The organism is Salmonella sp. 32020114201800008SM (assembly GCF_017572025.1).
Taxonomy (GTDB): Bacteria; Pseudomonadota; Gammaproteobacteria; order Enterobacterales; family Enterobacteriaceae; genus Salmonella; species Salmonella enterica.
Window position 1 is genome coordinate 85,075 of record NZ_JAGEQM010000004.1, and the last position, 13,195, is coordinate 98,269.

The 13,195-nt window shown below is 52.8% G+C and carries 12 protein-coding genes, 1 tRNA gene and 1 pseudogene; 6 read left to right on the forward strand and 8 right to left on the reverse strand.

Annotation, left to right across the window (positions count from 1 at the left end; translation table 11 throughout):
* Positions 1 to 29: 29 nt before the first annotated feature.
* Positions 30 to 1,598, forward strand: coding sequence for a methyl-accepting chemotaxis protein (locus J4613_RS12650; protein ID WP_023993922.1), 1,569 nt, complete (start codon positions 30 to 32; stop codon positions 1,596 to 1,598).
* Here the strand turns inward: J4613_RS12650 and J4613_RS12655 are convergent.
* Entirely contained in the window at positions 1,595 to 2,242 is a 648-nt protein-coding gene (locus tag J4613_RS12655; protein ID WP_000983434.1) for a PadR family transcriptional regulator, read from the reverse strand. The genes J4613_RS12650 and J4613_RS12655 overlap by 4 nt on opposite strands.
* Positions 2,243 to 2,473: 231 nt before the next feature.
* Between J4613_RS12655 and J4613_RS12660 the strand changes: the two genes are divergently transcribed.
* Complete coding sequence (locus J4613_RS12660) at positions 2,474 to 3,241, forward strand: siderophore-interacting protein (RefSeq protein WP_000213686.1); 768 nt, start codon at positions 2,474 to 2,476, stop codon at positions 3,239 to 3,241.
* A 79-nt stretch (positions 3,242 to 3,320) separates the two neighbouring features.
* Here the strand turns inward: J4613_RS12660 and J4613_RS12665 are convergent.
* Positions 3,321 to 3,396, reverse strand: a tRNA-Ile gene (locus J4613_RS12665).
* A 125-nt stretch (positions 3,397 to 3,521) separates the two neighbouring features.
* Between J4613_RS12665 and mug the strand changes: the two genes are divergently transcribed.
* Positions 3,522 to 4,028 carry a G/U mismatch-specific DNA glycosylase gene (gene mug, locus J4613_RS12670; RefSeq protein WP_000237776.1) on the forward strand — a complete coding sequence of 169 codons (507 nt, stop codon included), beginning with the start codon at positions 3,522 to 3,524 and terminating at the stop codon, positions 4,026 to 4,028.
* 123 nt (positions 4,029 to 4,151) lie between these two features.
* Here the strand turns inward: mug and rpoD are convergent, their stop codons facing one another.
* From rpoD to rpsU, 3 genes are all read right to left on the reverse strand, one after another.
* Complete coding sequence (rpoD, locus tag J4613_RS12675; protein ID WP_001120159.1) at positions 4,152 to 6,134, reverse strand: RNA polymerase sigma factor RpoD; 1,983 nt, start codon at positions 6,132 to 6,134, stop codon at positions 4,152 to 4,154.
* A 14-nt stretch (positions 6,135 to 6,148) separates the two neighbouring features.
* Positions 6,149 to 7,894 (reverse strand): DNA primase, encoded by a 1,746-nt coding sequence (dnaG, locus tag J4613_RS12680; protein ID WP_111742236.1) that lies wholly within the window; start codon positions 7,892 to 7,894, stop codon positions 6,149 to 6,151.
* A gap of 235 nt (positions 7,895 to 8,129) precedes the next feature.
* Positions 8,130 to 8,345, reverse strand: coding sequence for a 30S ribosomal protein S21 (rpsU, locus tag J4613_RS12685; RefSeq protein ID WP_001144069.1), 216 nt, complete (start codon positions 8,343 to 8,345; stop codon positions 8,130 to 8,132).
* A gap of 227 nt (positions 8,346 to 8,572) precedes the next feature.
* On the opposite strand from rpsU, the gene tsaD reads away from it, so the two are divergent.
* Entirely contained in the window at positions 8,573 to 9,586 is a 1,014-nt protein-coding gene (gene tsaD / locus J4613_RS12690; RefSeq protein WP_001264394.1) for a tRNA (adenosine(37)-N6)-threonylcarbamoyltransferase complex transferase subunit TsaD, read from the forward strand.
* A gap of 122 nt (positions 9,587 to 9,708) precedes the next feature.
* On the opposite strand, the pseudogene J4613_RS12700 reads toward tsaD, so the two are convergent.
* Together J4613_RS12700 and plsY are read right to left on the reverse strand one after the other, a co-directional pair.
* Positions 9,709 to 9,837, reverse strand: a pseudogene (locus tag J4613_RS12700) (fumarate hydratase); the annotation flags it as partial.
* On the reverse strand, positions 9,836 to 10,447 hold the full coding sequence (gene plsY / locus J4613_RS12705) for a glycerol-3-phosphate 1-O-acyltransferase PlsY (RefSeq protein WP_001272784.1): 612 nt from the start codon (positions 10,445 to 10,447) through the stop codon (positions 9,836 to 9,838). The pseudogene J4613_RS12700 and the gene plsY, both read right to left, overlap by 2 nt.
* 106 nt (positions 10,448 to 10,553) lie before the next feature.
* Between plsY and folB the strand changes: the two genes are divergently transcribed.
* A complete protein-coding gene (folB, locus tag J4613_RS12710; protein WP_000355776.1) occupies positions 10,554 to 10,913 on the forward strand; it encodes a bifunctional dihydroneopterin aldolase/7,8-dihydroneopterin epimerase in 360 nt (119 codons plus the stop codon).
* 97 nt (positions 10,914 to 11,010) lie between these two features.
* Positions 11,011 to 11,832, forward strand: coding sequence for an undecaprenyl-diphosphate phosphatase (gene bacA / locus J4613_RS12715; RefSeq protein ID WP_001281933.1), 822 nt, complete (start codon positions 11,011 to 11,013; stop codon positions 11,830 to 11,832).
* A gap of 104 nt (positions 11,833 to 11,936) precedes the next feature.
* Here bacA and J4613_RS12720 read toward each other — a convergent pair whose 3' ends face one another.
* Positions 11,937 to 13,178, reverse strand: coding sequence for a multifunctional CCA addition/repair protein (locus J4613_RS12720; protein WP_000708450.1), 1,242 nt, complete (start codon positions 13,176 to 13,178; stop codon positions 11,937 to 11,939).
* Positions 13,179 to 13,195 lie beyond the last annotated feature (17 nt).

A 13,195-nucleotide genomic window follows, 5' to 3' on the forward strand; every position in this document is an offset into this window, starting at 1 on the left:
ATGAGGATATGCAATCCCAGGGAGAAAATATGTTTTTGCATAACATTAAAATACGTTCAAAATTATTTATGGCCTTTGGCTTATTCATTGTTCTCATGGTGGTGAGTTCCGCTCTGTCTTTGTTTAGCCTTGATCGGGCTAATACGGGTATGCAGGACATTATTACCAATGATTATCCCACCACGGTAAAAGCCAATCTGTTAATCGATAATTTTAATGATTTCATCATCGCGCAGCAGCTCATGTTACTGGATGAAGAGGGGCGCTGGAGCCAGAGCTCGCAGAAAGAACTCAGTGAGATAAGCCAGCGCATTTCGGCGCTACTGGATGAGCTTTCCAGGGAAAATAGTCACGATGCGGATTCACAGAAAATCATTAATGAGATCCGTGAAGCGCGCCAGCAATACCTGGAGTCCAGATTCCGTATTTTGAAAGATATTCAAAGCAATAATCGTCAGGCGGCCATTCAGGAGATGATGACCAGAACGGTGCAGGTGCAAAAAGTCTATAAGGACAAAGTCCAGGAACTTATCGCCGTTCAGGACGCGCAGATGCATGAAGCGAGCGTGCAGGTCAAAGAGGATTTTAAAAATAATCGGACGCTGTTAATCACTTTGGCGCTGATAAGCATCGCCGCCGGAGGCGTAATGGGATGGTATATTGTGCGTTCTATTACCCGGCCGCTTGATGACGCAGTACGCTTTGCCGAGGCGATTGCCGATGGCGATCTGACTCGTCATATCACCACCGACTATAAAGATGAAACAGGCGTACTACTGCAAGCGTTAATGGCGATGAAAACGCGTCTGCTGGATATCGTACAGGAAGTGCAAAACGGTTCGGAAAGTATCTCCACAGCGGCGGCGCAAATTGTCGCCGGTAACCAGGATTTGGCGGCGCGTACGGAAGAGCAGGCCAGCTCGGTTGAAGAAACGGCGGCGTCGATGGAACAGATTACCGCCACGGTTAAAAATACGGCTGACCATACCAGTGAAGCGACCAAACTCTCTGCCAGCGCCGCCAGCGTAGTGAAAAACAATGGGGAGATGATGAATCAAGTGACGCAGAAAATGCGCGTCATTAACGACACGGCAAATCGTATGTCGGATATCATCAATATCATTGATTCCATTGCCTTTCAGACCAATATTCTGGCGCTGAACGCGGCGGTTGAAGCGGCGCGCGCGGGCGAACATGGGCGTGGTTTTGCCGTTGTCGCCGGAGAGGTTCGCCAGTTGGCGCAAAAGAGCGCCTCGTCAGCCAGTGAAATCCGTAATTTGATTGAAGATTCAACCAGTCAGACTCAGGAAGGGATGCACCTGGTGGAGAAAGCCAGCGCCCTGATTAATGGCATGGTGGATAACGTCGAAGAGATGGATGTGATATTACGTGAGATTGGGCAGGCCAGCCGCGAGCAAACTGACGGTATTTCGCAGATTAACAGCGCGATTGGCCTGATTGACGCCGCCACGCAACAAAACTCCTGCCTTGTGGAAGAGTCTGTTGCCGCCGCGGCGTCGCTGAACGAACAGGCGTTACATTTAAAAGAGCTGGTTAACGTGTTCCGCGTCCGCGAAGAGGACACGCAGCCCGCTTAATCCAGTTCGGCGATTTCCAGCGCCGCGCGATCAATCACGCCGATAATGCGTTTGATTTGCGCGTCGTTGATATCGCTGTGGTTTATCCGCAGATCCAGCACGGCCTTGAAGTTATCCAGCGCCCGCTTCATCTGCGGATTTTTACGTAACTCCATGCCCACACAACGGGCTTTTAGCCGCGCCTGAATATGCGTCAGGTGTTCGCGATTTTCATCAAGCCATTGCGCGCCGTTCGCGGTAATCGCGATTTTTTTCCGCCCGCCTTCTTCGTCGCTAATCGTGATAAATTGCTGATCCTGTAAAAAATCCAGCGTAGGGTAGATCACGCCAGCGCTTGGCGTATAGCCGCCCCCCGTCAGGTTTTCTATCGCTTTAATCAGTTCATAGCCGTGGCTGGCGTCCCGGGTCAGGATATCAAGAATGACCAGCCGAAGTTCCCCGTGGCCAAAAAATCGCTGGCGTCGACCACCGCCCTGTCCATGACGACCACAGCCGTGTCCGTGACGGTGTTCGCCGCCGCAACTGGCGTTCTCATGCTGATGCGCGCTATGGCAGCCTTCATGCTGATGTTCTCGATCTTTGCAGCAACCATCGTGCTTATGATCCCGGTTTTTGCAACACCCTTCATGTTGATTTTGCATCATTGCCTCCTGCTTATTTAGATATATCTAATTTATATCTAAATAATGGGTTTTAGCAAGGGTAAAAGCCATTGTTGCGATAATCTATTAATTTATAACATTTTATTCTAAGGTTATAGTTAGCGACGCGTTGCCAGAACACTATCAAAAAACAGTTGCATTTTTATTGATTAACAATCATTATCATTTAAAACTTTAATTTAGATATATCGTATTACTTCACGAAGGCAAAAAATGACGACATCATCCGCACGCTATCCACAGCGTGTTCGTAATGAACTGCGTTTTCGCGAGCTGACCGTTCTGCGGGTAGAACGTATTAGCGCAGGATTTCAGCGGATCGTACTTGGCGGCGAGGCGCTGGACGGTTTCACCTCCCTGGGCTTTGACGATCACACGAAAGTTTTTTTCCCTGAGCCAGGCTGTCGCTTTACGCCTCCGACAGTCACTGAGGAAGGCATTATCTGGGGGGAGGGCGTTCGTCCGGTCTCCAGGGATTACACGCCGCTGTATGACGAGGCGCGTCGCGAGCTGGCGCTGGATTTCTTTATCCACGATGGCGGCGTAGCCAGCCGTTGGGCAATGGAAGCCCGTGAAGGCGATACACTGACGATCGGCGGGCCGCGCGGTTCGCTGGTGGTGCCGGAAGATTATGCCTGTCAGGTTTATGTCTGCGATGAGTCCGGTATGCCTGCGCTACGTCGTCGTCTGGAATCGCTTAGCCGTCTGCCTGCGCGCCCTGCGGTAACCGCGCTGGTGAGCATTCAGGATGCGGCATATCGCGATTATCTCGCCCATTTGACGGATATTACTGTGGAATATGTTGTTGGCGGCGATGAACAGGCAATGCAAACGCGCCTGTCGCAGCTGACAATACCAGAATCAGACTATTTCATCTGGATTACTGGCGAAGGCAAAACGGTAAAACGTTTAAGTCAGTGCTTTGAAAAGGGGTTTGATCCACACCTGGTACGTGCGGCAGCCTATTGGCATCGTAAATAGCGGTATGGGGTGAGCCCTGTCAGAAACAAAAAGGCCACTCTTTAGAGTGGCTTAATTATATGATTTTAAAGCTAAAATTTGGTGGCCCCTGCTGGACTTGAACCAGCGACCAAGCGATTATGAGTCGCCTGCTCTAACCACTGAGCTAAGGGGCCGCGGCGGTGGATTATAATGTAACTTTACGCTGTAATCCAGCCGTAACCGTGCGGGTGCTGTTTTTATAAACAATGTGTTTTCAACCCGTTATACTTAAAGAACGTTGTATTGCTCAGGAGTAATAATGGTTAAGGACATACTGGCGCCAGGGCTACGGGTGGTTTTTTGCGGCATCAATCCGGGACTCTCCTCGGCGAATACCGGCTTTCCGTTTGCGCATCCCGCGAATCGTTTTTGGAAAGTTATTCATTTGGCCGGTTTCACCGATCGACAGTTGAAACCGGAAGAGGCGGAAAAATTACTGGATTTTCGCTGCGGGGTAACGAAACTCGTCGATCGACCGACGGTACAAGCGACTGAGGTGAAGTTGCATGAATTACGTAGCGGCGGACGAAACCTGATTGAAAAGATAGAGGACTACCAGCCCGCGGCGCTGGCGGTGCTTGGTAAACAGGCTTTTGAACAGGGATTCAGCCAGCGCGGTATCGCCTGGGGTAAACAAAAGATCGCCATTGGCGCGACGATGGTGTGGGTGTTGCCGAATCCCAGTGGCTTAAACCGAATTAAAACGGAAAAACTGGTCGAGGCCTATCGCGAACTGGATCAAGCGCTCATTATGCGTGGGCTATAGCAATGGGGAATGAGGGCGCGAATACTCGCGCTGTGTAGAAATTCTGCAGGCCAAATAGGGCGCTTGCGCATGGCCTGATAAAAAAACGCCGCCTTGCGGCGGCGTTTATACGTGTGCGGCGAATTAATCGTCGAGGAAGCTGCGCAGCACTTCAGAACGGCTCGGGTGGCGCAGTTTACGCAGCGCCTTCGCTTCGATCTGACGGATACGTTCGCGGGTAACATCGAACTGTTTACCCACTTCTTCCAGCGTGTGGTCGGTGTTCATATCGATACCGAAACGCATACGCAGCACTTTCGCTTCACGAGCGGTCAGGCCAGCCAAAACGTCGTGAGTGGCGGCACGCAGGCTCTCGGTAGTGGCAGAGTCCAGCGGCAGCTCGAGGGTGGTATCCTCGATGAAATCACCCAGATGCGAATCTTCATCGTCGCCGATCGGCGTTTCCATGGAGATTGGCTCTTTGGCAATCTTCAGCACCTTACGAATTTTATCTTCCGGCATCAGCATCCGTTCAGCCAGCTCTTCCGGCGTTGGCTCGCGGCCCATCTCTTGCAGCATCTGGCGAGAAATACGGTTGAGCTTGTTGATGGTCTCAATCATATGCACCGGAATACGGATGGTGCGCGCCTGATCGGCGATAGAACGGGTGATCGCCTGACGGATCCACCAGGTTGCATAGGTGGAGAACTTGTAGCCGCGACGGTATTCAAACTTATCTACCGCTTTCATCAGACCGATGTTGCCTTCCTGAATCAGATCAAGGAACTGCAAGCCACGGTTGGTGTATTTCTTAGCGATAGAAATAACCAGACGTAAGTTCGCTTCAACCATCTCTTTCTTCGCACGGCGGGCTTTCGCTTCCCCGATGGACATTCGACGGTTGATGTCTTTCACCTGTTCGATGGTCAGACCGGTCTCTTCTTCAATCTGCCGCAGTTTTTGCAGACAGCGTTGCACTTCTTCCGCGACATCGTGCAGTTTTTCCGACCACGGTTTGTTCATCGCGATAGCGGCGTTGAACCAGGTTTCGCTGGTTTCGTTACCGGTAAACAGCGTGATAAAGTTCTTCTTCGGCATTTTGCACTGCTCGACGCAGAGCTTCATGATCAGGCGTTCCTGGGTACGCACGCGATCCATCATCACGCGCATGCTGTTGACCAGATAGTCGAATTGCTTCGGTACCAGACGGAACTGTTTGAACACTTCAGACAGCTTCAGAATCTCTTCCTGCGCGGCAGCATGGCTGCGGCCTTTCGCTTTGATGGTGTCGCGCGTAACGACGTATTGCGCGCGCAGCTCAGCGAATTTTTCGCGTGCCAGTTCAGGGTCAATGCTGTTGTCGTCATCGGCGGCGTCATCGTCGCCGTCTTCTTCATCTTCGTCTTCGTCATCATCCAGGTCTTCCTGGGAGAGTTCAGAACCGACGTGAGTTGCGGTCGGCGCCATCTCTTCTTCCGCGTTCGGATCGACAAAGCCGGTGATAAGATCGGACAAACGAGCCTCTTCAGCCTCAACGCGATCGTACTGTTCCAGCAGATAGGTAATGGCTTCCGGGTATTCGGCAACGGAGCATTGAACCTGGTTGATCCCGTCTTCGATACGTTTAGCGATGTCGATTTCGCCTTCCCGGGTCAACAGTTCAACAGTGCCCATTTCACGCATATACATGCGTACCGGGTCAGTCGTACGACCGATTTCAGACTCAACACTGGACAGAACTTGTGCAGCAGCTTCTTCCGCATCTTCATCGGTGCTGGTGGTATTTTCAGCCAGCAGCAGATCATCGGCATCAGGCGCTTCTTCCATTACCTGAATACCCATGTCGTTGATCATTTGGATGATATCTTCAATTTGATCTGAATCGACGATATCTTCCGGCAGATGGTCATTGACCTCAGCATAGGTCAGATAGCCTTGCTCCTTACCACGGGTGACAAGAAGTTTCAGCTGTGACTGCGGGTTTTGCTCCATAAGACGGTATCCACACTTATTCGTTTGATTGGTGTCGACGGTATAGCTGTCGACATTTAAAGCGAGGGCATACTTATATTTTGGCCGCTGCCTCTCACTGCGGCTGTCGGGGGCTTCCCGATCGATATGCGGCATTTAAGCCGTTAAATTCATTTTCTGGCCAGCTCCTGATTTAACGTCCAGAGCTCTCGGCGTTCTTCGCTGCTTAAACCGTGAGTGCGATCGCGAGCGATCAGCTCTTCTTGTCGCAGTTGCAGCAGCGAATCAAACATATGGTTGAGTGAGTCGGTAAAGGTCTTTTCGGCAATCGCCTTATCTGCTATATCGTCCCACATCGATAATTTTTCAAGGGTCGCAGCATCATTTGTGCCACGGTAGAGTTCCAGAAGTTGTCCGGTAGTAAGACCTGGCTGAGCCAAACAAGTTTTGACCAATTCTTTAAATAAGCCAAGTCCAGGCAGCTTATTCTGATCCAGCGCGTCTAAGGGCGGCACTAACGGCGCGAAATCCGGATTTTGCACCAGTAATCCTATCAGTATACGCATGGTCGTGCGTTTTAGCTGCGGAGCCGGGCGGGAAACGCCGCTTTCCGCCTGTTTTGGCACTAAACGATCAAGCTGACTATCATCGAAAATGCCTAACTTCAGCCCCAACGTCTGGCGCAACTGAATACGGTGCGCGTCGCCAGGCACCTGATTAATGAGCGGCAGCGCCAGCGCGGCTAACTGCGTGCTGCCATCCGGCGAGCTTAAATCCACCTGCGGCAGGAGGCTATTAAACAGAAACGTAGAGAGCGGCTGCGCCTGCTCCATCCGCGCTTCGAAAGCAGCCTTGCCTTCTTTACGCACCAGCGTATCCGGGTCTTCGCCGTCAGGTAAAAACATAAAGCGTACCTGCCGACCATCGGTCATATAAGGCATTGCTGTTTCCAGCGCTCTCCAGGCGGCATCACGGCCAGCCCGGTCGCCGTCGTAACAGCAAATCACGTTGTTCGTCGCCCGGAATAACATATGCATATGGTCTGCCGTGGTTGAGGTACCTAGCGAGGCGACCGCATAGTTAATGTCGTATTGCGCTAGTGCGACGACATCCATATAACCTTCGACCACAAGCAAGCGTTGCGGTTCAGCACTATATTGCTGAGCCTCATAAAGACCATATAGCTGGCGGCCTTTATGGAAAATGTCCGTTTCCGGAGAGTTAAGGTATTTCGGCGTGTCGTTCCCCAGAACTCGACCGCCAAAACCAATCACCCTGCCGCGTTTGTCCCGAATAGGGAACATGACCCGATTACGGAAACGATCGTAAGTGCTGCCCTGCTCGTTATTGACCAGCATCCCGGCATCCAGCAACAATGCCTTGTTATCGCTGTTATTACCGAAGCGCTTTAACGCGTTATCCCAACCTGGCGGCGCGAAGCCAATGGCGAAACGCTGAATAATTTCAGCGCTCAGACCGCGCTTTTGCAGATAGTCACGCGCAGGTTTTGCCGCAGGATGGGTAAGCGACTGCTGATAAAAGTCATTCAGACCATTCATCAACTGATAGAGGTTTTGCCGTTGATGGCGCTCTATCTGGCTAAGCCCGGTGCCTGCTTCATAGGGAATTTCCAGGTTATGCATGGCCGCTAATTCTTCGACGGTTTCGACAAATTCGAGCTTGTCGTAATTCATCAAAAAGTCGATCGCATTGCCATGCGCGCCGCATCCAAAGCAGTGATAAAACTGTTTTTCACCGTTTACGGTGAAAGAAGGGGTTTTCTCATTATGGAATGGACAACACGCGTGATAGTTCTTGCCCTGTTTCTTGAGTTTTACGCGCACGTCGATCAGATCGACGATATCGGTTCTCGCCAGCAGGTCATTAATGAATACGCGTGGGATTCGTCCAGCCATATGCCCCTTTTATACACGTCATTCTTCAGGCTGCCGTAGTGTTGGCTACGTTTGCTCACCCCTGTCGCTGACTTGCGTAAGCGCCGGGGACTTGCTCTCTTGCCGCCTGGACGCAGCATGAATGATTTTGTGTATATGCTAATGCATAAACGAAAACAAGCCGCGCATTCCTTTCGGAAGCACGGCCTTACAACTACAACTCGATCTGAATTGAGAGCAGCCCGCTCTCAAAAGATTAGTACAGACGAGTACGGCGTGCGTTTTCGCGAGCCAGTTTCTTCGCGTGACGTTTCACTGCAGAAGCTTTAGCGCGCTTACGTTCGGTCGTCGGTTTTTCATAGAACTCACGACGACGAACTTCCGCCAGAACACCTGCTTTTTCGCAGGAACGCTTGAAGCGACGCAGAGCTACGTCGAACGGCTCGTTTTCACGTACTTTAATTACCGGCATGTGCCTCTCACCTTTGATTAATTCGGTTTGCCGCTGGCATCAACGCCAGCTTATTTCAAAATGGTGCGGAATTTTACTGCAATTGCTGCTGCTTTGTAAAGCACCGCGGCCTTTTTTGAAAGGGACTTTTATAAGGTGAGGGAGTATACACGAAGTCGGGACTGAGGGTATACATCCACCCGCATTCGACCTACACTGCGCGGTATTAGAGCGAGGTAAAACAAGTCATGCGTGTACTGGGTATTGAAACATCCTGCGATGAAACCGGCATCGCTATTTACGACGACAAAAAAGGTCTGTTAGCCAACCAATTGTATAGTCAGGTGAAATTACATGCTGACTACGGCGGCGTAGTGCCTGAACTGGCTTCCCGCGATCATGTGCGTAAAACCGTGCCGCTGATTCAGGCGGCATTAAAAGAAGCCGGTCTGACGGCGAGCGATATCGACGCGGTGGCCTATACCGCAGGCCCGGGCCTGGTCGGCGCGCTGCTGGTCGGCGCAACCGTCGGGCGTTCGCTGGCATTTGCCTGGAATGTGCCGGCCATTCCTGTACACCATATGGAAGGTCATCTGCTGGCGCCGATGCTGGAAGATAACCCTCCGGAGTTCCCGTTTGTGGCGCTACTGGTCTCCGGCGGACATACGCAGCTCATTAGCGTGACCGGAATCGGTCAGTACGAACTGCTGGGAGAGTCGATTGACGATGCCGCCGGTGAAGCGTTTGATAAAACCGCCAAATTGTTGGGGCTGGATTATCCTGGCGGCCCGATGCTGTCGAAAATGGCGTCGCAGGGGACGGCGGGACGTTTTGTCTTTCCGCGCCCGATGACCGATCGCCCGGGGCTGGATTTTAGTTTTTCCGGTCTGAAAACCTTTGCCGCTAACACCATTCGTAGTAATGGCGGCGACGAACAAACTCGCGCTGATATCGCGCGCGCTTTTGAAGATGCGGTCGTGGATACGCTGATGATCAAGTGCAAGCGCGCGCTGGAAAGCACCGGTTTTAAGCGTCTGGTCATGGCGGGCGGCGTCAGCGCTAACCGCACGCTGCGCGCGAAGCTTGCCGAAATGATGCAAAAACGCCGCGGCGAAGTGTTCTATGCGCGCCCGGAGTTTTGTACTGACAACGGGGCGATGATCGCCTATGCCGGAATGGTGCGGTTTAAGGCGGGCGTTACGGCGGATCTTGGCGTAACGGTACGTCCGCGCTGGCCGCTGGCCGAGCTGCCAGCGGCGTAAAAGCGGAAAAAGGGGGCGACATCATGCCGCCCCAACGGATTTACAGCAAAACGATGGGCATCCACAACAGCCCGGTGACGATCAGCAGCACCAGGAAGATCAGGCCGAAAATCGCGCCTAACCACGCCAATGGTGGAAGGGTGACGCGCGGCGGATTCGATATGTACGCCTATCACCGAGCTATTGCCGGTCAATCCTTGTGGGCCGAGCCCCAGACGGTTGAGGCCCTCTTCCAGACGCAGCTCCAGCTCAATCTTTCTGGCGTTTCTTTTTTAGCTTCGTCCAGATTTTCGTCTCCTGGCGACGCCACAGACGCTGGATGTTGTCATGATGGCGCAGCAAAATGAGACATGACAGCATCGACACCGGGAAGGTGAACTGCGGTTTAAACCACCAGACGTAAAACGGCGCAATCAAGGCGCTGACAATCGCCCCTAACGATGAATAACCGCTTAACAGGACCGTCAGCAGCCAGGTGCCAGCCATGACGCCGGTTAAATCCCAGCCGATGGGCGCAATGGCGCCAAACGCGGTTGCTACGCCTTTCCCGCCTTTAAAGCCAAAAAAGACCGGCCAGATATGCCCCAGACAGGCGGCGATAGCGATAAGCCCAAGCCAGAAAGGGGTAACGCCTAACGCATACGCGCCCCAGACGGGCAACATGCCTTTAAGGATGTCAAAAATAAGTACCGCGACAGCCGCTCCCTTGCCACCGATTCGTAATACGTTCGTCGCGCCCGGGTTGCCGGAGCCGCTTTCTCGCGGATCGGGCAGCCCGGCGATGCGGCAAACCAGAATGGCACTGGAAATTGAGCCGCAGAGGTACGCGAAGAGGATCATTCCAGGCGCGATTGCACTCATAAGCTGTTCCGTATTGAAAGTGTCGTTTTATTTACTATTTCTGTGGATAATACGCACATTTCGCCGGAAGTGGTATCCGGGTTAGCCAAAAAGCAGGCAGGTCGTGATGGATATTGTATTTATAGAGCAACTTTCGGTAATCACCACTATCGGTGTTTACGACTGGGAACAGACTATCGAGCAAAAACTGGTGTTCGATATCGAAATGGCATGGGATAACCGCAAGTCGGCGAAAAGCGATGATGTCGCAGATTGTCTAAGTTACGCGGATATCGCCGACACGGTGATAAATCATGTTGAAGGCGGGCGTTTTGCTCTGGTCGAGCGTGTGGCGGAAGAGGTGGCGGATCTACTGCTTAGCCGATTCAATTCTCCGTGGGTTCGCATCAAACTGAGCAAGCCTGGCGCCGTCGCGCGCGCGGCGAACGTAGGGGTAATTATTGAGCGTGGCAATAATCTGAAATAAAAATAAATAATTTTATATTTTTTAAACCAAACGGTTATATATGGGGTCTTAACGCGAGATCCATTTTTGCAGTGTTTTTCATTTTAGGGGTTTATTGATGAGCGATATGCACTCGCTGCTGATAGCGGCAATTTTGGGTGTGGTCGAAGGATTGACGGAGTTTTTGCCGGTATCCAGCACGGGCCATATGATTATTGTGGGTCATCTGCTGGGGTTTGAAGGCGATACGGCCAAGACATTCGAAGTGGTGATTCAACTTGGATCTATTCTGGCGGTCGTGGTGATGTTCTGGCGGCGGTTGTTTGGCCTCATCGGTATTCACTTTGGCCGCCCGCTACAGCGTGAAGGTGAAAGTAAAGGTCGATTAACGTTGATTCACATCCTGCTGGGCATGATTCCGGCGGTGGTGCTGGGGTTAGTCTTTCATGACACGATCAAGTCGCTATTTAACCCAATTAACGTGATGTACGCGCTGGTGGTAGGCGGTCTGTTGCTGATTGCCGCCGAGTGCCTGAAGCCGAAAGAACCGCGCGCGCCGGGGCTGGATGATATGACGTATCGTCAGGCGTTTATGATTGGCTGTTTCCAGTGTCTGGCGCTGTGGCCGGGCTTCTCGCGTTCCGGAGCGACCATTTCCGGTGGGATGCTGATGGGCGTCAGCCGTTACGCCGCCTCTGAGTTCTCGTTCTTACTGGCTGTGCCGATGATGATGGGCGCAACGGTTCTGGATCTCTACAAAAGTTGGTCATTCCTGACCGCAGCGGATATTCCGATGTTCGCAGTGGGCTTTGTGACGGCGTTTGTGGTGGCGCTGATCGCCATCAAGACCTTCCTGCAACTGATTAAGCGTATCTCGTTTATTCCGTTTGCGATTTACCGCTTTGTGGTGGCGGCTGCCGTTTACGTCGTCTTCTTCTGATGATTGACCGTGCCGGATGGCGGCGTACCGCCTTGTCCGGCCTAACTGTTTTGTCGGTCTGATAAGCGCAGCGCCATCAGGCAATTTATCGTGCCGGATGGCGTTTAGCTGGCGGGGTTCGGGCAGCGCTTCTCTTTCCAGTTGGCGACCGCTGCAATTCGTCGCTTCGTCAGCTCCTCGCGAATCTCAATGCCCTTAAATCCGGCCTCCACCACCTCTTTCGTCGGTACCGCCTGCGCCACCTGCCAGGCTTCGCGCAGCCAGCGCCCCTGCGGGTAATCCGACGCTTCAAATCCGGTACGTCCACGGACATCGGCTTCGCTGGTCAGCGCAATCTGCTCGACGCGCTGCGGTTTACGCCATGCATCAATGGCGTCAAACAGCTTAACGATCGTTTTCGGCTGGAGTATCGGAAAGGTGTGGATCAGATCATGGTACTCGGCGACCAGTTTAGCTAAATCACGCAGGTCATTGGGGACGCGCAAACGCTGGCATAGCTGTTCGACCAGTTTCACGCCCGCCGGGCCGTGGCCATGATGGCGCGGCCAGAGGTTTTTCGGCGTTAAGCCTTTGCCCACATCATGACAAAGCGTGGCGAAACGAACATCAAGCTGCGGACTGAGCATGGCGGCCATCGACAGCGTCATCAACGTATGAACTCCGGTATCAATTTCCGGATGCCACTTTGCCGGCGCGGGTACGCCAAACAGGGCGTCGATTTCCGGAAACAGGACGCGCAGGGCGCCGCAGTCGCGCAATACCTGGAAGTAAACCTGCGGATTGCGGGTGGTAAGCGCATTTTCCGTCTCTTTCCATACCCGTTCCGGCGTCAGATGTTCCAGCTCGCCTGCCGCGGTCATTTCGCGCATTAGCGCCAGTGTTTCATCGGCGATACGGAAACTAAGATGAGCGTAACGGGCGGCAAAACGCGCCACGCGCAATACGCGCAAGGGATCTTCGCCAAACGCGGGAGAGACATGTCGCAGTAGACGCGCCTCCAGATCCCGGCGCCCGTGGTAAGGGTCGATAATCTGGCCGTCATCGTCGCGCGCCAGAGCATTAATGGTCAGATCGCGACGCTGGAGATCGGCTTCCAGGGTAACGTCCGGCGCGGCATAACAGGTGAAGCCCGTGTAGCCGGAACCGGATTTACGCTCAGTACGCGCCAGCGCGTATTCTTCGTGAGTTTGCGGGTGGAGAAACACAGGAAAATCACGGCCTACCTGCTGGTAGCCCGCATCAAGCATCTCCTGCGGCGTGGCGCCGACAACGACCCAATCTTTATCTTTAACCGGTAGCCCTAACAACGCATCCCGAACCGCACCACCGACCAGATAAATCTTCACGCCACTTTCCTTTTAAA